Source organism: Acinetobacter sp. SwsAc2 (assembly GCF_013391465.1).
Classification (GTDB): domain Bacteria; phylum Pseudomonadota; class Gammaproteobacteria; order Pseudomonadales; family Moraxellaceae; genus Acinetobacter; species Acinetobacter johnsonii.
On the sequence record NZ_JACBEZ010000007.1, the window covers coordinates 16670 to 37881 of the forward strand.

A 21212-nucleotide genomic window follows, 5' to 3' on the forward strand; every position below is an offset into this window, starting at 1 on the left:
CCATATGAGGAGTCCTACATGGAACACATCGAACGTGAATCGATGGAGTTTGACGTAGTCATCGTTGGCGCAGGCCCTGCTGGCCTTTCTGCTGCGATTAAAATTCGTCAACTTGCAATTGAAAACAACCTTAATGATCTGTCCGTTTGTGTCGTAGAAAAAGGCTCTGAAGTTGGTGCGCATATCCTTTCAGGTGCTGTGCTCGAACCGCGTGCGATCAATGAGTTGTTCCCTAACTGGAAAGAAGAAGGCGCGCCTTTAAATGTTCCAGTAACTGAAGATAAAACATATTTCTTAATGTCTGCTGAAAAGTCACAAGAAGCGCCACACTGGATGGTTCCTAAAACCATGCATAATGATGGCAACTATGTGATTTCACTCGGTAACGTGGTGCGTTGGTTAGGCCAAAAAGCTGAAGAATTAGAAGTTTCTATTTTCCCAGGTTTTGCTGCATCTGAAATTCTTTATCATGCCGATGGTACCGTTAAAGGCATCCAAACCGGTGATATGGGGATTGGTAAAGATGGTGAACCAACACATAACTTTACCCCGGGCTATGAACTACATGCCAAATACACGATTTTTGCGGAAGGCTGTCGTGGTCATTTAGGTAAGCGCCTGATTGCCAAGTTTGATCTCGATAAAGATGCAGACCCTCAACACTATGGTATCGGCATCAAAGAACTATGGGAAATTGACCCTGCAAAACACAAACCAGGTTTGGTGATGCACGGTGCAGGTTGGCCTCTAGCTGAAACCGGTTCTTCTGGTGGTTGGTGGTTATATCACGCTGAAAACAACCAAGTTACTTTGGGTATGATCGTAGATTTATCTTACGAAAACCCACACATGTATCCATTTGCAGAAATGCAACGCTGGAAAACGCATCCACTGATTAAGCAATATCTTGAAGGCGGTAAGCGTATTTCTTATGGCGCACGTGCTGTTGTCAAAGGCGGTTTCAACTCTCTGCCGAAGTTCACCTTCCCAGGTGGTTCTTTAATTGGTGATGATGCAGGCTTCCTAAACTTCGCTAAAATTAAAGGCTCTCACACTGCCATGAAATCTGGCATGTTGTGTGGCGAAGCGGTATTCGAAGCGATTCAAGCTGGCGTTGAAAAAGGTGGTGACCTTGCCATTGCACGTGTGCTTGAAGGTGAAGACTTCTTTGCAAAAGAGTTAACCGCTTACACAGACAAGTTCAACAACAGCTGGTTAAAAGAAGAGTTATATCGTTCTCGTAACTTTGGTCCAGCAATGCACAAATTTGGCACGTTCGGTGGTGGTGCATTTAACTTCATCGACCAAAATGTGTTTAAAGTCCCGTTTACACTGCATGACTTAGTGCCTGACTTCAGCACACTGAAAACTGTAGATGCAGCAACAGTGAAACCGAACTATCCAAAACCAGATGGTAAGTTGACCTTTGACCGTTTATCTTCAGTATTTGTATCGAATACCGTGCATGAAGAAAATCAGCCAGCACACTTGAAACTGACTGATGCTTCTATTCCTGTAAATGTAAACTTACCAAAATGGGACGAGCCAGCTCAGCGCTACTGCCCTGCTGGTGTTTATGAAATTATGGAAGAGAATGATGGTTCTAAGCGTTTCCAAATTAACGCGGCTAACTGTGTGCACTGTAAAACGTGTGATATTAAAGATCCATCTCAGAACATTACTTGGGTAACTCCTGAAGGTGGTGGTGGTCCGAATTACCCGAATATGTAATTCCTTACGACACGGCAAAGCGGTTGCTTTGCTAACCGTGTCTCATACCCGAATATGTAATGTTAAAACGGGCTTGCGCTGAGGCGCATTTTCGAGTAAGTGATCTCTTTTAGATTAAAAAAATCCCTTCAGCACTGAAGGGATTTTTTTAATTAATAGGCATCTGACTTTCTGCTAAAAACCATCACCGTTGGCCCTATCGCAGTATGCCCAACCCCATGATCTTGATAAATTTCAATCCGATAATCGTCACACTGATAGACATATTTATTTTCAGCTTGTTTCCAGCCGTTTTGCGCCACCTGAAAGCGTTTTAATACTCGACTTTTAAAAACATCTAAATCCGTTTCATACGTCGCAAGCGGCCCATCTAGAAAACTTAAACTGTATGAAATAATCATTTTAGAATGCGGATCGTAACGAATATGCTGAACCCAGCTCACACCTGCTTTTTTAATTTGTGTATCCACACCTTGTGCAAATTCAAACTGATAATTATCGCCCCCTAAAATAACCGTTTTTGCGGTGGGATGATGCTGTTGAAATTCACGAATATGCTGTCCAATTTTTAAACCTGCAACATTCATCGTGCCTACAGGAACTTCACAAGATTTTGCCCAAGAAATTGAACAAAATAATGCAAAAATATGAGCCCATAAGAACATATTTATTCTTTTCATTCTGATTTCCTTGGATGAACTTGATTTCTTTTTCTTTACTCAAGTACATTTTAAAAGGCTAAGACAAATGTCCTAACCCTTTTTAACTAAATAATGAAATTCTTTATTGCCATTTTCGTCTAAGCGCTCTTCTTGCAGCAAAAGTTCATGCCCAAGATGCATACAAAATTTAGGAATATCCCATGAAGTTGAATTGTCCGTTGCAAACACCTCCACTACATCTCCCGATTTAGACTTGCGAATGGCTTGATGCAACATCATCACAGGCTCTGGACAGCGTAAACCACGGGTGTTTAATTGGATGCTTGGGCTCACTTCCAAATCAGACATATATAAACTCAAAAATTTAAAAACTTGCCAATTTTAACACAACTGCCCATTTCGCATATCTGTTTGCATAGCTTGATGGCAGATGAACCTCGTATTTAAAAGTATTGATCTAATCATTCATGCAATCACTGCTTAATTACAATAGACAACTGTGTTTTCTACGGTATGATAAAATTAAGTTTTTTAGATATTAAGAGTCTTTAGGAAAGATCATGCACGAGGAATCAGGCCCGTCGTGGGGAATGCGTGGCTTACGCAAATGGTTAGGTACCGCGCCAGAAACTCGCGATGAACTGTTAAAGTTAGTTCAAGATTCACGTCGTTTTTTAGAACCCGACACTGTTGCGATGTTAGAAGGCGTATTAGACCTTCCAGCAACCAAAGTCCGCGAGGTCATGACACCGCGTACATCGATGATCAGCCTACAAGAAGATGATGAGTTACTCGACATTTTGCATACCTTGGTTGAGTCGGCACATTCACGTTTCCCTGTCTTTTCATCAGATCAACCAGACAATGTCGTTGGCATTTTATTGGCCAAAGACTTATTGCCTTTCTTGACTGAACCAAACAATAAAGTGGATATACGTGCGCTGATGCGCCAACCTTTATATGTACCTGAAAGCGCACGCTCAGACCAAGTGCTTCGCATGTTGAAAAACACCCAAACGCACATTGCGGTGGTGATTGATGAATATGGCACGACCTCAGGTTTAGTGACGTTAGAAGATATTTTGGAAGAGATCGTCGGTGAAATTGAAGATGAACACGACAAGATCGATGAAGAAGCGGAATATATTATTCCCGACAATGACCCTACGACAGCAAATACGTGGCTGGTTCAAGCACTTACACCAATCGAACACTTTAACAATCTTTTAGATGCAGACTTTTCTGATGATGAGGTTGAAACTGTGGGCGGTTTATTGCTTCAAGAAATTGGTTTAGTGAGTGATTTACAAGGTCAGGTGATTGATCTTGAAAATTGGGAATTTACCATTGTAGAAGCAGATGCACGTTCTATTCATCTGATTCGAGCCGTTCGTAAATGAGAGCTTACTTTGACAAACTGTTAACCCCCAATCCACAACAAAAACAGTTACCTTTAATTTATCCGCTTCTAATTGCCTTATTTTCAGGGGCTGTCTTTAGTTTTGCACTCGCCCCTTATCATTATTGGTGGTTGGCAATCTTATCCCCTGCACTGCTCTATGCGACTTTACGCAGGCGCAGTGCAAAGCAGGCCTTTGGTATTGGTTGGGCCTATGGTTTTGGCCTATGGTTCGTGGGGGCTTTTTGGCTCTACACTTCCATCCATGTCTATGGCGATACCAACAGTGCCTTAAGTGTCGGTATGATCGGCATTATGGCCTTGGTCATGGGCTTATTCACGGCTGTCCAAAGCTTTATTTACCGCCGTTTTTTCCCTGAAACGCCACTAACATTCGCTCCGCTTTGGGTGCTTTTTGAATGGGCAAAAACCTGGGTCTTCACAGGCTTCCCATGGCTGTTTGCAGGCTATGCCTTTACCGAACGTTTACTGGATAGTTATGCACCATTATTTGGTATCTTCGGGGTATCGTTTGTAGTCTTGGTGTTGGCCTGCGCACTGGTCGAAGTTTTAAACCGCCGCGTCTTCTGGATCATCCCCTCTGCTTTATTGGTCCTTGGCGCATGGGGCGCATCAAAAATTGAATTCGTCTCCGCAAAAAATACCCCACCATTATCGGTTTCTTTAATTCAGGGCAATATCCCACAAGACTTAAAATGGCTCACTGAGTATCAACTAAAAACACTTGGAATCTATGCTGATTTAACCAAAACAGAATGGGGACGAGACCTCATTGTTTGGCCTGAATCCTCTATTCCGATGTTCCAGAGTGATATCGAACCCTTTTTAGCTGCAATGACGGCACAAGCCAAGAAAACCAACACAGCATGGGTCACCGGTATTCCATACTGGGATATTTCAGGCTCTGAAGCGGCAGGTCGACCACTGTACTACAACAGTATTATGGCCAATGGTGCTGAATCCGAAGGACTCTATAAAAAGCAACGTTTAGTGCCTTTTGGTGAATATATTCCACTATCCGGTTTACTGAAATGGGTGTTGCCTGCCATGCAGAATGATCCGTCGATGAGTAGTTTTTCACGTGGTGAACAACAGCAACAACCGCTTTCTATTCATCAGCAGCATTTAGGCGCGGCCATTTGCTATGAAGTAGCTTATCCAAACTTAACACGTCGTAATGCCAGCCAAAGTGATTTCTTGGTGACAGTTTCCAACGATGCATGGTTTACGGGAACTGCAGGCCCTTTACAACATTTACAGATGGTTCAAATGCGTGCCAAAGAAAATGGACGCTGGTTTATCCGTGCCACCAATACAGGCGTGACGGCGTTTATTGACCATCAAGGGCATATCGTAAAACGTGCCCCACAAGATGTGGCAACCGTGCTTCGCGGCGAACTGCCTGCTATGCAAGGTCAAACGCTATATACCCGTTTAAGTGACTGGCCAATTTTAGGTTTCTCAGTTTTTTTACTGATCTTGGGCTGGATCTATCGTCCACGTAAAGTCGATGTATCGTTTAAGTCTCGTCGATAGTTGCTATTGTTGGATCAGACTGTTCCAAAGAAAAACCCAAGCTGAGCTTGGGTTTTTCTTTTTCAATTATAGTAGCTTGGTACCTACTGGAACATCTGTATCAGGCACACAAAGTACCACGCCTGCGTCTGAATCATGAAAGCCAGTCACTAAGCACTCAGACTGGATGGGACCAATTTGTTTGTTTGGAAAGTTAACCACTGCCACCACCAATTTACCCAATAACAGTTCAGGTTGATAACGCTCAGTAATCTGCGCACTCGATTTCTTAATGCCAATTTCATGACCAAAGTCGACATGTAAAATATAAGCGGGCTTACGTGCTTGCCCAAACACTTCGGCCTGAATAATACGCCCGACTCGGAGCTCGACTTTTAAAAAATCCGCCCAATCAATCTGTTCCATATTTCACTCTATATTTATATTTTCTACAGTATAGGGAGCGAACACGAGGATCACATACAACGAAACAGACAAGCGATCCTATCTTTCCGCCATTCTTCATGACGCAATAAAAAACCGAGCGTATGTGCTCGGTTTTTTATCACAACAGCTTTGTTGCATAAAGATTTAAAAGTTAAATTTACCCTGTTCTACTCAAATTCAAGTGACAACTTGGGTGAGAGGTCGACCTAACTCCCTAAATTTATTTAATACTGCCACACGTGCATGCATTTCATTGACTTGGCTTTGAAAGTTTCTCGCACTGAGTTTATCCCCCAATAATTTGATGCAATGCATCTTGGTTTCGACCAAACTCCGCCGATGATAGCCTGACCATTTTTTCCATAGTGTCCTGCCGAAACGTTTAACTGTTCGAAGTAATTCATTTCGCTCTCGCGAATGAACTTTGTTATCTTTCCAAGGCTTTGCATTTTTTCTGGGTGGAATCACTGCATACGCTTGCCGATCTGCAATGACCTGACGGCATTGTTTTGTGTCATAAGCCCCGTCTGTATAGACTGAATCAATCTGCTCATCCAATGGGATTTGATCAAGTAAATCTCCAAGGACTTGCGAATCACTGACATTATTTGTTGTCAGCTGTACAGCTCGTATTTGCAAGGTTCTAGCATCTATACCAATATGCAATTTACGCCATTGCCGACGATATTCAGGCTGATGTTTCTTACGTTTCCATTCACCTTCGCCTAAAAACTTAAGGCCAGTTGAGTCTATCAATAGATGTAATCCTTCATGACTTTTTTGATAGCTGATCGCAATATCAATCTGCTTTTGTCGTCTGCAAAGTGTGGAATAATCTGGTGCTGTCCAACTTAACCCACTGAGCTGAATTAGGCTTTGCACAAAGCCTGTGACCATACGCAAAGAAAGTCGAAAGATAGATTTGATCATCAAACAGCACTGAATTGCTATATCAGAATAAGTTTGATTTCTTCCATGCTTAGCCTGTGGCTGAGCATACCATTTAGTCTGAGGATCGAACCAAGTTGAAATATTTCCTCGCTTGATTAGAGCTTGGTTATAAGAGGACCAATTCGTTGTGCGATAAATTTTAGATGCAGGCTTCTTCATTTGGAAATTATATTGCTGAAGAAGCCTTTAAGAATAGCTTTGTGCAACAAAGCCTATCACAACTATAAATGTCAGTATTAAATTTGACCGACCAAATAGGACACCATACCGGCTAAAAAGAGCATCGGGGTATAACGGTAGAACATGACCACTTTTTGTTCTAATGCTGTAATCTGTACTTGATCGAGTGTGAGTACGGTTGCTTTTAACGCAGACCAAAAGCTCAAAACCGCCCATGTGCTGAACAGACTGATTGCAAAGAAACCCACCATAATTTGGCTGCTGCCTTCAGTCGACTGCCACACACTTAAAACACCTTGAGCAACAGGAAGCATACTCAAAATCAAAAGAACAGATTTGAGCATCGACCAATGGAATTGGCTCATTTCATCCAACAAGGTTAATGCTTTCATTCTATTCTCCTCAGGCAAATCAGTTGCCATTGAGAACATTATGCAAGGATTTAAATAAATAAAAAGCCTATTTTTATCCATAATTTACATTATTTGTAATCAACAAATATGGGAATAATTCTTATTATAATCTCAGCTGATACTTATTATATTTAATATTTTAAAATCATAATCTTAGATATTAATTTTAAATTAAGATGTATTATCATTACAGTCCACATTGACATAACCTATGCACTGTAATGATATATTCAATTAAACCCAATATATAATAATTCTCAATTAAGGTTGATACTGAATATCAGCATCGGTTTCTTCACCACCTTGTTGACCATCCGCACCAAAAGAATATAAATCAAATGGTCGTCCATCGCTCCCAGGTGTAACATATTGAATGTCATTGTCCCAACTATCTTTCGGATATCCACCTTTCACATAACCGCCTGGCAACCAATTTTTTGCAGACTCAGGCTTATTCACCAAAGCGTCGAGTCCACCCTCTTGCATCGAAGGATATTTACCATTGTCCAATTTATATTGATCCAATGCCGCAGCAACACCCTTGAGGGTAATGACAGTGGTATCCACTTTAGCTTTTTCACCACGTCCCATCACATTGGGTACAATTAAGGCTGCCAACACACCTAAAATAACAATCACCACCATGACTTCAATTAAGGTAAAGCCTGAAGCTTGGCGTCTATAGATTTTTGATTGCATGTGAATTTTCTCTTCCATCTTATATTTTTAAAATTAAATCATGTTGTTCATGTTGACGATCGGCAGCATCACTGCGATCACAATCACCAAGACAATGCTTGCCATCAGAACCAACATCAGTGGCTCAAGTAAAGCCAGCAAGGTCGATATGAGCGTTGTCACCTCTCGGTCTTGCATGGTCGATGCGCGCTCCAACATCCGATCCAATTCACCCGACGTTTCACCACTTTTAATCATTTGTACCATCATCGGTGGGAAATAACCACTGCGCTCCAGCTGGGTCGCAAGGTTTCCACCTTCAGTCACTTTTTCTGCGGCATGATTGACCGCATCGCGAATCACCCAGTTATTACTCACCGCCGCGCCAATTTTTAACGCATCCACCAAGGGCACACCTGACTGGGTCAAAATCGATAAGGTACTGGCAAAGCGTGCGGCATTTATACCACGTGAAAGTTTACCGAATAATGGCAGTTTGAGCGTTAAACGATCAAAGGCATAATGCCCTGCTGTAGTTCTTAAAAATCGCAGTAATAAGCCGATGCCCAAGACACTGCCCACCAATAAAAATGGCCATGCCACTCGAATAAAACCACTGGCTTTCATCAAGGCAACGGTAATCCATGGCAAGGCATCTTTGCTTTGGTCAAAGGTTTTGACAATGTCAGGCACTACATAAGTCATGAGCCCCATCACGATGGCAAAAGACATCAGCATTAAAATAATCGGGTAAATCATCGCACCTTGAATTTTCTTTTGCATTGCAAAACGATTTTCGGTGTAATCTGCCAGCTGATCTAAAATTAAGTCCAAATGTCCTGAACGCTCACCAGCGGCAATCGTAGCAATGTACAACTCTGGAAAACGTCCAGATTGCTGTAAACCCTGCGCCAATGAATGACCTTCCAGTACTTTAGAACGCACTGACATCAATAGATTTTGTACATGTGCTTTTTCTGACTGCTTTCCAACCGCACGAATGGCTTCTTCCAACGGAATGGCCGCCGCCACAAGTACAGAAAGTTGACGTGTCAATAAAGCCAAATCATAGGCGGTAATTTGTTTTTGAAACCATGTTTTACTGCTGTGCTTATCTTTTTGTTCAACAGGATCAACCGAGACTGGAATCAGCGCTTTATCACGAAGTTGTTGCCGAATTTGACGTGCTGAATCCCCTTCGAGCACGCCTTTTTGCTGCTTTCCTGCGGCATCGAGTGCGGTAAATTGATATGCTGGCATGTTTACGCTTTCTAATTGTCCATTTAGTCATTTGGCGCTGTTGCATGTCGGCACCAAAATCATTCATATTCTAAGTTATAAATTATGTCATCACTCTAACACAACTCATTCATCGCACAACGACAATTTCATCAGGACATTTTGAGCTTTTTATGCCAGAAAATACACTTTCCACAACACCAAGCTACCGTATTCGTGTGGCTGTTCCCGTTTACCTATATGACTGTTTTGACTATAGTTTAACGGCTGAACAATACCACCAAGCTGAAGTGGGTGCACGTGTGGCTGTCTCATTTGGTCGCCAAAATGTGGTCGGTGTCATTGTTGAGAAGCTCACTGATGAGAAACCACTCGATTTAGGCTTTAAACTTAAAGCCATAACTGAGTTGCTCGATGACAGCGCTATTCTAGATGCTAAAGTTTTAAGTTTATTGACATGGTCAGCGCAATATTACCAATTTCCCATTGGTGAAGTGATGCATGCTGCTTTGCCCAGCTTTTTACGCCAAGGTAAACCCTATAATTTACTGGCGCGGATGTGGAAGCTGATTGATGATCATGCCGAAGACAAATTAAAGCGTTCTGAAAAACAACAAGATGCCTATAAAATTTTAAAGCTGCATCCCACAGGAACGTCTGAAAACATTTTAAATTTGGCTGGCATTGAAACTGCGACCTTAAAAGCCTTAGAAAAAAAGCAAATCACCCAGTGCATACTTGAAGCCCAAGACTTTAAACCGCAAACCATGACACTGGCGCAAATGCCTCTCACGCCCAATGATGAACAAAAGCGAGCCATTCAAAACATTCTCAAAGCTCGTCATAGCTATCACGCTTTCTTACTGGATGGTTTAACCGGTAGTGGCAAAACTGAAGTCTATTTGCAAGTCATGCAAGAGGTTTTAAAACAAGGCAAACAAGTCTTGGTATTAGTGCCTGAAATTGGTCTCACCCCACAAACAGTGAGCCGTTTTCAGTCACGTTTTCACTGTCATATTGCGCTACTACATTCAGGTTTAAATGATTCTAAGCGCCTGCAAGCCTGGCAAAGTGCACAAGCGGGAAAAGCTTCGATTGTGATTGGTACACGTTCTGCCATCTATACGCCCCTTCCGCATTTGGGTTTGATTGTCTTAGATGAAGAACATGACTTATCTTTCAAGCAACAAGAAGGCTTCCGCTACCACGCTCGTGATGTGGCTTTATACCGTGCGCACTTAGAAAACTGTCCGATTATCCTCGGTTCTGCAACGCCAAGTATCGACAGTTATGCATTGGTCGAACAAGGTAAAATGACTCGTTTGGAGTTGGACCAACGTGCAGGTGTGGCCGTGATGCCGAAAATGCATGTGATCGATCTGAAAGTAGCACAAAAACAAAATGGCATTAGCCAACAGCTGATTCATGAAGTACAAAAGCGCTTAGACAAAAAAGAACAAGTGCTGATTTTCTTAAACCGTCGCGGCTATGCGCCTGTGTTGATTTGTGAAAGTTGTGGATGGCAGGCCAAGTGCCCCCACTGCGATGCCAATTTTACCGTACATCGACAGCCCTATCAGCATTTGCACTGTCACCACTGCGGCACCATCCATCGCATGCCTGAACACTGCCCACAATGTCAGCATAGCGAACTAAAACCAATTGGTTTAGGCACCGCAAAAGTTGAAGAAAACCTACAAGAACTGTTCCCCAACTTTGACGTAATTCGGGTTGATCGTGACTCGACCAGTCGGGTCGGCAGCTGGCAAAAAATCTATAACAAGATTCAGAAAAGTGAACCCATCATTTTGCTCGGCACCCAAATGCTGGCCAAAGGACATCACTTTCCTTATGTGACTTTGGTGGCGATTTTAGACATTGACTCAGGCTTACTCAGTGTTGACTTTCGTGCCACAGAACGTACTGCACAGCTCATCATCCAAGTCGCTGGACGTGCTGGGCGTGGCGAGAAAAAAGGCGAAGTCTATTTACAAACTCTACGTCCAGATCATCCTTTGCTGAATACCCTGCTGGAATCGGGCTATCGCAGCTTTGCCAAGCAAACGTTGAAAGAGCGTAAAGCTGCATGGATGCCACCTTATCGCTATGCGGCTTTATTGCGCTGTGAATCCAAAGACCAAGAACTGAACCAAAGCTTTTTACAAGAGCATGCACAAGCACTGCGCCAAGCCTCAGAAAACAGTATTGATATTTGGGGGCCCATTCCTGCGCCGATGGAACGTAAAGCAGGACGCTATCAAGCACATATGGTGCTACTGTCCAAAGACCGTGCGCGTATGCATTTTTATATTCATCAGTGGTGGCAAAATGTCTGGCATAACAAACCACATGGTATGAAATTGAGCCTTGATATTGATCCACAAGAGTTAAGTTAAGACTTGACGTGAATAAGGTTTAGACCTGAGTCGCGTTCTCCCTTAAACTTCCAACATAAAGAAAAAAATTTAGGACAGGGCAATGTCTCTACTGCTTCAAATCACCCTCTTTTTGGCTGCGGCACTGATGATCGTTCCATTGGCCAAACGGCTGGGGATTGCCACGGTACTCGGCTATTTATTTACAGGCATCTTACTCGGCCCCAGTGTATTCAATGTCGTCCATGACCCTGAAGACATTCATAAACTCGCTGAATACGGCGTGATTTTCTTGATGTTCATTATTGGACTCGAACTTCGCCCACAACGCTTATGGGAAATGCGTAAATCCATTTTTGTGATGGGCAGTTTACAAGTGATGCTCTGCGGTGTGCTACTGGCGTGCATTGTCTTTTTTGCCCTGCAACAACAGATTGCAGCCAGTGTCGTGATTGGTTTTGCCCTTGCCCTTTCTTCTACCGCTTTTGTGCTACAGCTTTTAAGCGAAAAACAGCAGCTCAATACCACTTTTGGTCAGCAGTCCTTTTCCATTTTACTCTTTCAAGATATTGCCGCGATTCCGCTGATTGCGATCATTCCCCTTCTTGCAGGGACAAGCTCAACCCATCATGGCGTTGCCTACTTTGCAGCGATTGTTGCCACCTTTACAGGCTTGTTTTTATTTAGCCGCTATCTCATGCGCCCTTTTTTCCGCTTTGTGGCCAAAAGTGGCGCACATGAACTGATTACCGCAGTCGGTTTGTTTATTGTCTTAGGCGTGGTCGCTCTGATGGATGTCTTAGGCATCAGCACCACCTTGGGCGCATTTTTAACTGGGGTACTTCTAGCTGACTCTGAATTCCGTCATGAACTGGAAGCCAGTATTGCCCCATTTAAAGGTCTACTTCTCGGTCTATTTTTCATGACCGTCGGGATGAGTACGCAATTTTCGCTCCTGTGGGAAAGCCCAAGTCTGATTATTGGCGGTGCATTATTGCTGATGTTGGTCAAACTGCTGGCCTTAACGGCCATCGCTCGCTACTTCGAGTTTTCATGGCGCAATAGTTTGATGCTGGCCACCTGTTTGGCACAAGGCGGTGAGTTTGCTTTTGTGGTGCTCAATGTTGCCATGAGTGAACACGTGATTACGCAGGCCATTTTAGAGCCGATCAATTTAATCGTGACGTTGTCGATGATTCTGACGCCTATTCTATACTGGCTGATGAGTTCGTGGGTGGTACCACTATTCGAAAAAGAAACTACACCTGTCTATGATGAGATTCCTGAACAGCATAACCCGATGATCATTGCTGGCTTTGGCCGTGTCGGACAAATTGTGGCACGACTGGTTCACTTACAGCACCAAACCTTCACGGCGATTGACAGCAATATCGACAAGGTCGATTTCGTTCGCAACTATGGCGGCAAACTCTACTATGGTGATGCCACTCAACCCGATATCCTGCGTGCAGCCGGTATCGAACATGCCAAAGTGTTTGTACTAGCCATCGATGATATTGAAGACTCCATGAATGTGGCACGCCATATTCGACTCAATTATCCAGACTTAAACTTGCTGGTCCGTGCCCGTGATCGACATCATGTGCATTTGTTACGTGACTTGGGGGTGGAACATATTTGGCGTGAAACCTATTTATCGTCTTTAGGGATGGCCTATTTTGCCCTACGTAATTTAGGCATTGCAGAACAAGATGCTTATAAGAGCATTGAGTTATTTCGCGATTATGATGAAAAACTGCTCGCGCAGCAGCAAAGTATTTATAACGATGAACAGAAAGTGTATGAAACACATCGTAATGCTCTGGCCGAATTAGAGCACTTATTTGAAAGTGATACGCAGCTCCGTCAAAGTCCTGTCGGCGTTGACCTACAACGTGAGTTACAACATGACCGAATAGATGTCACACGGGATGAAGTAAAATGACTTGTGTTTTACAATATCGTCACCATTAAGACAGGATATTGGAGAAATTTATGTCTGATTTGCGTCAACGCTTTTATATTGAAGATAGTCCTGTTCGTGGTGAAGTGGTTCATCTAGAAGAAACCCTACAAACCATCTTGGCGCAGCGTGATTATGCACCTGCAGTCCAAGTGCTGTTAGGTGAAATGCTTAGTGCCACGGCATTACTTGCCAGTACTTTAAAAATTAAAGGCCGTATTAGTTTACAAATTCAGGCTTCAGGTAGTTTCAAATGGGCTATGGCTGAATGTAATCACCTTGGTGAAGTACGTGCCTTGGCGGATTATGAAGCAGATCCACGCTTTAATGCTGCCGACAGCAGCAGTACGGTATTGAGCACCCTCATTAGCCCTGTACTCTTTATTAATATTGAGCCCGAATTTGGTGAGCGTTATCAAGGGATTGTGGCTTTAGACAAGCCAAATCTTGCGGGTTGTTTAATGCAGTACTATGACCTGTCTGCCCAAATTCCAACGCGTATTGTTTTGGCCAGTTCATCCCAGCGTGCTGGCGGTTTACTCATTCAGCTGTTACCACGTAACAGTGAAGAAGAACAAGAACGTGTCGACCAAGACTTATGGCCACGTCTGACCATGTTGACTGAAACGCTCAAAATCGAAGAGTTAACCGATTTAGAGTCCAGTGAAATTCTTTACCGTTTGTACAACGAAGAAGAAGTACGCTTACCTGAAGTTGAAATGCTAAAATTTGGCTGTACCTGTTCGAAAGAACGTTGTGCTCAAGCACTTGAACAAATTGGCGCAGAAGCCGTTCGTGAAACGCTAGAACATCAAAACCCGATTACCATGGACTGCCAGTTCTGTAACACGCAATACAGCTTTAGTGCAGAAGAAGCCTTGGGTTTATTTGGTGAACACTTAAGCTAAGCGCATCATGTGCAATAAAAAAAGAGCAACTGAATTGCTCTTTTTTTATGCCTTTGTTCTCAAAAAAACAAGATAATTCAAATGATTCATCACTTTTATTCATAGATATTTCACTGGTCACACCGCTTAAATTTCGTTATAAATAAACCCATAATTTTTATATGTCTTTATTTTTCTCTTCCATTGGGGTTTTGCCATCATGAAATTTTCTTGCAGTCTTTTCGTACTCAGCAGTTTATGCGCCTTCTCCTGTTTTGCAGCTACCGATCCTTTGGTCGGAAAATGGAAAACTATCGATGATAAAACAGGATACTCTCTCAGTGACGTCTTGATTGAAAAAGACAAAAACAATAGCTATAAAGCAGTCATCGTAAGTACGCGCGAAATTCCAGGTGCGGTAAAAATAGAAAACTGTAGCAAGTGTGATGGTGTCAATAAAAATCAACCCATTGTCGGCATGACAACGCTCAGCCATTTGCAGTTAGACAATGCCAAAGATTCGACCTATAGCCATGGACAGCTCCTCGACCCTTTCACAGGGCTACGTTATGACGCACATGCACGACTCAGCAACAATGGTAAGCACTTACGAATTCGAGGAACTTCGACTGAAAATGGCGGTGGGCGCAACATCACATGGGTCAAATATTAAGTATCCCTCATCCATCAAAGCTCCTTTCATCGGGGGCTTTTTTCTTGTCATGTTTTGAAACAATAAGGAACATATCTTTACTGTTGAAATCTGCTGAAAGACTGAATAATGATTAAAACTTAATCATTTTATTTAATCTTATTTATGCCGAAGAACCATTATGAAATACTCGGTTTAACGCGAGATGCGACCGCCGAACAAATTAAAAAAGCCTATCGAAAATTGGCACGTAAGTATCATCCCGATGTCAGTAAGGAGCCTGATGCTGAAACGCGGATGCAAGAATTGAATGTCGCCTATGACACCTTAAGTGATGAAACAAAAAAAGCTGAATATGACTTTGAACTCGATCATCCACAAGGCTCACAGCAATTCAACCCCAATACAGGCTTTGGCGGTTTTGAAGAGGCATTTCGGAATGCCCAAGGCGGACAACAGGCACATGATTTTTCAGGGTTTGAAGACTTATTTGGGCGTTTTGGTTCAGGTTTTGGAGGATCAAACTATCAATATCAACGCCAAAATAGTACTCGCCATAAAGGCGAAGACCAACATGCGCGTTTAGAGGTCGATCTTGAGGTTGGATTCCACGGTACCACCCAAACCATTACCTTACAGATTCCCACTTTAAATGCCTATGGTGAAGCGGAAATTCAGCGCAAAACGCTGGAAGTTAAAATTCCCAAAGGCATGAAAGAAGGGCAACAAATTCGCTTAAGTGGTCAAGGACAGTCAGGTATTCAGGGCGGTGAAAATGGCGACCTGTATATCGAAATTTATTACAAAGATACGGAGACCACACGCGTTGAAGGAGTTGATGTCTATCACCAACTCAACATTAGTCCCTGGGAAGCCGCTTTGGGGCAAAGCATTACCGCCGCGCTACCCAATGGTCGGACATTACAAATTCAAATTCCGAAAAATGCCAAAACGGGACAGCAACTCCGTTTAAAAGATCAGGGGATTCCAGCCAAAACGGCAGGACATTTATATTTAATTTTAAACATTGTTCAACCTCCTGCGCAGAGTGAGCAAGAACAGCAAGCCTACCAAGCCTTTGCTGAAGCCTTCCCTCACTTTAAGCCGCGTCAGTCTTAAGGAGAAAATTATGACGACTATTCAATATCGTGAAATTATTTTAGACGGATGTCGACACGCTGAAATTGTTGATGAACAACATAGCTTTGATTTAAAGCATTTTGCTGAAGCCTGCGGACAAAGTCCTGAATGGATTTTACAGCTGTTGGAATATGACATTCTGCCTAACCGACCCGATAACCGCATTCACCAATTTTTTGGTGATGATGTCTCACGTGCACGGCGAGCCTATCGCTTACAACGTGACTTTGATGCCAGCTTTACTGCAGTCGCAATGATGCTGGATCTGATTGAGGAAGTTCAAAAACTTCGTCGTGAAGTAAAACATTTACATCTCACTGACCCAGTTCATACGACTCAACACTAGTTCTATAAAGAAAGATTGGCGCATGCCTTTCTTTCTTTTTTTATTTTTGAATAAGAGGATTAGACGGCAACCATGAAACTCAAAGTTTGTAATAAAAAGACTAAGCTCATGTTTCCTGAATACCGAGACATGATTCAACAGCTTAGAGAAGACAATCCGCATTTTTCTAAAATGTTTGACGACCATGAAGCTCTCGATCAGGAAATTTGTTTACTCGAACAAGACCCTGTCAGGATTCATCGTGGAGAGATTGAGCCCCTCAAACGCAAAAAGTTGTTCATTAAAGATCAGCTTTACCGGATTTTAAAAGGAGCCCAGTTAAAAACCTCTTAAATTAAATCTCCCTGCGACGCCCACATATCCGAATAATAAATTGAACAAGGATAGCGTCAGCATGTAAAGAAACACCTTAAAGCCCATTTGCTTTAATGGTCTATGTGGAAAATCACCGAATTATTTTAATTTGGTGATTTTCTCTAAATCTTTGATGGTGCCCTTCACAGTTTGCTTGATCGGCTCATAATCGATGAACCAAAATAAATTCATATGTTGATCCGCATGCTGCTGTGCCAACATATCAATGACACTTTTTTCGCCACGCCCGACCAAATGACGTCGATAAAAATAATACAGTAAGATCAATGTCGTCATTAACATGATGCCCAACATGATCCAAAACCCTGTTGGAGACTTCAGCCCCGGAATAAACTCGAAGTTCATACCATACACCCCTGTCAACAAGGTTAGCGGCGCAAAAATCGCGGTAATAATGGCTAAAATCCGCATGTTTTCATTAGTTTGATTGGCAATGGCTGAAAAATGTAGATCAATAGCTGCTTGCACTGCATTTCTCAAGCGAATGGTATGCTTTTGAATACGTTCAATATGACTGGTTAAATCATCGACACGTACCAGCATGATATCTTGTTTTTCGCTACGCTTTTTCCCTTTCAAGTGCGAATAATTATCGACAATTTCATCACGCAATTCCTGCAAAGTTTCGATTTGTTCTTCGCACAAATTTTCCACTTGTTGGAAAGCCATATTCTCTTGCAAAAGTTGATGCCACTTGGTAAAACGACGATGGCCTTGTAAAAGCTCTTGCTGCCAAAACTCCACTCGACGCGTAAGAGGAACACGTAAATCAAGATAACCATCCACCATGTTATTGAGCAGTCTCAAGGTCAAATCTAAAGGCGTTGCGGGTAGTTTTCGGGGTTTATTATGCTCTTCAATCGGACGGCTCAACACCGTTTCCATACGCTGAATATAGCTTTCAACTTCTTTATTGCCCTGCTCTCTAACCGTAATCAAGACTTGCGGCGTGAGCATAAAACTAATCGGAGTCGTCGCCAGACCAAAAACCCGTTCATGTTTTTCAGCCGCTTGAGTATCAAGCTTGATTTGATCATCAGGTGTGATCAGCTTACGAAAGATCAGCAAGTCGTAATCTTCCAAAGTGTCAAAGGCACAAGGATGTTCTAAATTTAGAATGTCACGCAGATGATATTCATTCATCCACAGTCCCGTTGCCGCATAAATGTCCTGCTGCCAATGTTCTGCCCGATTGACCACATCGTCACGGCTACACTCCACCCAAATAAACTCAGCTTCCTGCTCTGCAATTGGCTGTTTCCGCACATAAGTATGCTGCGCGGTGGGATGTTGATAGAAATAATAGCTTTGCATATCTCATTTATTATTGTCTGTCTTAGCCAGCATGATGCCATAAAAAAAGCCCTGAGCAAGCCAAAGTTTAAATTGGCCAAGCTCAAGGCTTTTCTAAGACAACTCAATTCACATGGCAAACACCATGTGAATTGACAAGAGATTAAACTTGTTCGATGTCTTTCATCGTCAATTTGATACGACCACGGTTGTCTACATCCGCAACTTGTACCTTAATTTCTTGACCTTCTTTCAACACGTCTGCCACGTTTGCAATACGCTCGTTCGAGATTTGTGAAATGTGAAGTAAGCCATCAGTACCTGGAAGGATGTTTACAAACGCACCGAATTCAACGATACGAATGACTTTACCGACGTAAATTGTACCCGGCTCAATTTCAGCAGTAAGTGCTTGGATTTTTGCAACCGCAGCAGCAGCAGCAGCTTTGGTTTCACCAAATACACGAACAGTACCGTTGTCTTCAATATCAATTGCAGCTTTGGTTTCTTCAGTGATTGCACGAATCGTCGCACCACCTTTACCGATTACATCACGGATCTTGTCTGGGTTGATGTTGATCACTTGGAATGTCGGTGCATGCATTGAAATTTCAGGGCGAGCACGTGAAATCACTTGGTTCATTTCGTTCAAGATATGCATACGACCCGCATACGCTTGGTTCAATGCCGCTTCCATGATTTCTTCAGTGATACCTTCAATCTTGATATCCATTTGAAGTGCAGTAATACCGTTCGCAGAACCGGCTACTTTAAAGTCCATGTCACCTAAGTGATCTTCGTCACCCAAGATGTCAGAAAGAACTGCGAAACGCTCGCCTTCTTTCACTAGACCCATTGCAATACCTGCAACTGGCGCTTTCAATGGAACACCTGCATCCATAAGTGATAATGAAGCACCACATACAGAAGCCATTGAAGATGAACCGTTTGATTCAGTAATATCCGATACGATACGAATCACGTACGGGAAGCGGTCAGCTGCAGGAAGAACCGCTTGAACACCACGACGCGCCAAACGACCGTGACCGATTTCACGACGCTTAGGACCAGATTCACGACCTGTTTCACCGACAGAGTATGCAGGGAAGTTGTAGTGCAACATGAAGTTGTCAGTTTTAGTACCAGCTAGGGTATCAACCATCAACGCATCACGGGTATTACCTAAAGTGGTAGTTACCAATGCTTGAGTTTCACCACGTGTGAATAATGCAGAACCGTGTGCACGGCCTAATACGCCCACTTGAACATCAATGGCACGAACAGTTTTCGTGTCACGACCATCAATACGTGGTTTACCAGACAAGATGTTGTCACGTACCGTACGGTATTTCAAATCTTCGAATAATTCGTCAACTTCAGCAGCAATGCCAGTTTCATCATTTTCAGGAACGAACTGAGCAACAGCTTCTACGTGAAGTGCATCTAATGCTGCGTAACGGTCTTGCTTAACAGCAATGGTATACGCTTCAGAGATTTTCGCTTCAAATGCATCTTTCAATTTGCCAAGAAGCTCTTCATTTTTAACTGGCGCAACCCAAGTTGATTCAACCGCACCCGCAGCAGCAGCAAATTCTTTAATCGCTTGAATTGCGATTTGCATTTCGTCATGACCGAAAAGTACAGCGCCTAACATTTGGTCTTCAGAAAGTTCTTTCGCTTCAGATTCAACCATCAATACAGCAGCTTCAGTACCTGCAACCACAAGGTCAAGATCAGATTCTTTAAGCTGTTCTAAAGTTGGGTTAAGGATGTATTCACCGTTGATTAAACCAACACGTGCGCCTGCGATTGGGCCTGCAAATGGAACACCAGCAATAGACATCGCAGCTGAAGCACCCAACATTGCAGCGATATCACCTTCCATGGTTTTGTCAGAAGAAATAACAGTCGCTGTTACTTGGATTTCGTTGTAGAAACCTTCTGGGAACAATGGACGGATTGGACGGTCAATAAGACGTGAAATTAAAGTTTCAGCTTCAGACTGACGACCTTCACGCTTACCGTAACCACCTGGGATACGACCTGCAGCATATTGTTTTTCTTGGTAGTTAACAGTCAACGGGAAGAAGTCTTGGCCTGCTTTTGCTTTTGGTTGAGCAACGATTGCAACAAGAACCTGTACACCACCCATGGTGATCACAACAGTGTTTGCTTGACGAGCAACACGACCAGTTTCTAAAACAACCGTGTGTTGACCATATTGGAATTCTTTACGAATAATATTAAACATAGACATGTATTTTTCTTTCCTGATTTTTATTCTAGTGGAGACCCCTAAGGTTTGGCATTCACATCGCCATTTCAGGCAACTGTATAAATGACAAAGCTTAGAAGCCGACCTCACCAGAGACTAAAAACATGATTTTAAGACACAAAGAAGGAGCGAAACATTCGCCCCTTCCCCATTACCTCACAGAAGCAAGGTAGACTTTCTTTTCCAGTAATAAAGCATTCAAAATGCGATAGTCCGAAAATAAAAGTTTAATCGAATTAACGACGTAAACCTAAAGCAGCAATCAAGTCGCTGTAACGAGTAGCGTCTTTACCTTTAAGGTAATCAAGAAGCTTACGACGTTGGTTAACCATACGGATAAGACCGCGACGGCTATGGTGGTCGTGTTTGTGCTCTTTGAAGTGACCTTGTAAATCATTGATTTGAGCAGTTAAAAGAGCTACTTGAACTTCTGGTGAACCAGTGTCGTTTTCAGCGCGAGCAAATTTAGCAATGATCTCTGCGCGATCTGCGTTTGTTAAAGCCATTCGATTTCTCCGAGATGCTTATAAGTTACATTTGATACAAATCAAATTGATTCTTCAAAACCAAGTTGACTGCCGTGCATCACTACAGCAAGGCATTATTTTAAGGGATCTAGCGCTATATTGCAAAAATGTTTTATGTTCGCAGTCAATTCGGCAACTGACGG

20 protein-coding genes are annotated in these 21212 nt (G+C 42.8%); 10 read left to right on the forward strand and 10 right to left on the reverse strand.

The annotated features are described in order from the left end of the window. Positions 1-18: 18 nt before the first annotated feature. Complete coding sequence (locus HYI04_RS04675; protein ID WP_004692627.1) at positions 19-1731, forward strand: electron transfer flavoprotein-ubiquinone oxidoreductase; 1713 nt, start codon at positions 19-21, stop codon at positions 1729-1731. 152 nt (positions 1732-1883) lie between these two features. Here the strand turns inward: HYI04_RS04675 and HYI04_RS04680 are convergent, their stop codons facing one another. Further along, on the reverse strand, positions 1884-2411 hold the full coding sequence (locus HYI04_RS04680; RefSeq protein WP_159152970.1) for a hypothetical protein: 528 nt from the start codon (positions 2409-2411) through the stop codon (positions 1884-1886). Between the two features lie 72 nt (positions 2412-2483). After that, a complete protein-coding gene (gene tusA / locus HYI04_RS04685) occupies positions 2484-2741 on the reverse strand; it encodes a sulfurtransferase TusA (RefSeq protein WP_004692640.1) in 258 nt (85 codons plus the stop codon). Positions 2742-2953: 212 nt separating this feature from the next. Between tusA and HYI04_RS04690 the strand changes: the two genes are divergently transcribed. Both HYI04_RS04690 and lnt read left to right on the forward strand, forming a co-directional pair. Beyond that, positions 2954-3793, forward strand: coding sequence for an HlyC/CorC family transporter (locus HYI04_RS04690; protein WP_004978829.1), 840 nt, complete (start codon positions 2954-2956; stop codon positions 3791-3793). Continuing rightward, positions 3790-5349 carry an apolipoprotein N-acyltransferase gene (lnt, locus tag HYI04_RS04695; protein ID WP_178895919.1) on the forward strand — a complete coding sequence of 520 codons (1560 nt, stop codon included), beginning with the start codon at positions 3790-3792 and terminating at the stop codon, positions 5347-5349. The genes HYI04_RS04690 and lnt overlap by 4 nt, the downstream gene beginning before the upstream one ends. Positions 5350-5415: 66 nt before the next feature. On the opposite strand, the gene HYI04_RS04700 is transcribed toward lnt, so the two are convergent. The 5 genes from HYI04_RS04700 to gspF form a co-directional block, all read right to left on the reverse strand. Then, positions 5416-5754 carry a tRNA-binding protein gene (locus tag HYI04_RS04700; RefSeq protein ID WP_062035119.1) on the reverse strand — a complete coding sequence of 113 codons (339 nt, stop codon included), beginning with the start codon at positions 5752-5754 and terminating at the stop codon, positions 5416-5418. Positions 5755-5952: 198 nt separating this feature from the next. Further along, entirely contained in the window at positions 5953-6885 is a 933-nt protein-coding gene (locus HYI04_RS04705) for an IS5-like element ISAjo1 family transposase (protein WP_125274168.1), read from the reverse strand. 77 nt (positions 6886-6962) lie between these two features. After that, positions 6963-7298, reverse strand: a complete 336-nt coding sequence (locus HYI04_RS04710) for a hypothetical protein (protein ID WP_125274169.1) — start codon at positions 7296-7298, stop codon at positions 6963-6965. A gap of 282 nt (positions 7299-7580) precedes the next feature. Then, positions 7581-8018: a type II secretion system major pseudopilin GspG gene (gspG, locus tag HYI04_RS04715; protein ID WP_004692650.1), complete on the reverse strand. Its 438-nt coding sequence runs from the start codon at positions 8016-8018 to the stop codon at positions 7581-7583. Positions 8019-8051: 33 nt separating this feature from the next. Next, positions 8052-9257 (reverse strand): type II secretion system inner membrane protein GspF, encoded by a 1206-nt coding sequence (gene gspF, locus HYI04_RS04720; protein WP_178895920.1) that lies wholly within the window; start codon positions 9255-9257, stop codon positions 8052-8054. A gap of 152 nt (positions 9258-9409) precedes the next feature. Here gspF and HYI04_RS04725 point away from each other — a divergent pair, with 152 nt between their 5' ends. The 7 genes from HYI04_RS04725 to HYI04_RS04755 all read left to right on the forward strand — a co-directional run bounded on the left by HYI04_RS04725 (position 9410) and on the right by HYI04_RS04755 (position 16932). Continuing rightward, on the forward strand, positions 9410-11632 hold the full coding sequence (locus HYI04_RS04725) for a primosomal protein N' (RefSeq protein WP_159152969.1): 2223 nt from the start codon (positions 9410-9412) through the stop codon (positions 11630-11632). 82 nt (positions 11633-11714) lie between these two features. Further along, positions 11715-13556: a monovalent cation:proton antiporter-2 (CPA2) family protein gene (locus HYI04_RS04730; protein ID WP_159152968.1), complete on the forward strand. Its 1842-nt coding sequence runs from the start codon at positions 11715-11717 to the stop codon at positions 13554-13556. Between the two features lie 50 nt (positions 13557-13606). Then, positions 13607-14482: an Hsp33 family molecular chaperone HslO gene (locus HYI04_RS04735; RefSeq protein ID WP_159152967.1), complete on the forward strand. Its 876-nt coding sequence runs from the start codon at positions 13607-13609 to the stop codon at positions 14480-14482. A 199-nt stretch (positions 14483-14681) separates the two neighbouring features. Beyond that, entirely contained in the window at positions 14682-15134 is a 453-nt protein-coding gene (locus tag HYI04_RS04740) for a DUF2147 domain-containing protein (RefSeq protein WP_159152966.1), read from the forward strand. 144 nt (positions 15135-15278) lie between these two features. After that, positions 15279-16232, forward strand: a complete 954-nt coding sequence (locus HYI04_RS04745) for a DnaJ C-terminal domain-containing protein (protein ID WP_159152965.1) — start codon at positions 15279-15281, stop codon at positions 16230-16232. A 10-nt stretch (positions 16233-16242) separates the two neighbouring features. Then, positions 16243-16599: a chaperone modulator CbpM gene (locus tag HYI04_RS04750; RefSeq protein WP_159152964.1), complete on the forward strand. Its 357-nt coding sequence runs from the start codon at positions 16243-16245 to the stop codon at positions 16597-16599. A gap of 72 nt (positions 16600-16671) precedes the next feature. Next, on the forward strand, positions 16672-16932 hold the full coding sequence (locus HYI04_RS04755; protein ID WP_004692664.1) for a YdcH family protein: 261 nt from the start codon (positions 16672-16674) through the stop codon (positions 16930-16932). A 120-nt stretch (positions 16933-17052) separates the two neighbouring features. On the opposite strand, the gene HYI04_RS04760 is transcribed toward HYI04_RS04755, so the two are convergent. From HYI04_RS04760 to rpsO, 3 genes are all read right to left on the reverse strand, one after another. Next, positions 17053-18288, reverse strand: coding sequence for a magnesium transporter CorA family protein (locus HYI04_RS04760; protein ID WP_159152963.1), 1236 nt, complete (start codon positions 18286-18288; stop codon positions 17053-17055). A 142-nt stretch (positions 18289-18430) separates the two neighbouring features. Further along, complete coding sequence (pnp, locus tag HYI04_RS04765; protein ID WP_171054252.1) at positions 18431-20518, reverse strand: polyribonucleotide nucleotidyltransferase; 2088 nt, start codon at positions 20516-20518, stop codon at positions 18431-18433. A gap of 260 nt (positions 20519-20778) precedes the next feature. After that, a complete protein-coding gene (gene rpsO, locus HYI04_RS04770) occupies positions 20779-21048 on the reverse strand; it encodes a 30S ribosomal protein S15 (protein ID WP_004692669.1) in 270 nt (89 codons plus the stop codon). Between the last annotated feature and the right edge of the window lie 164 nt (positions 21049-21212).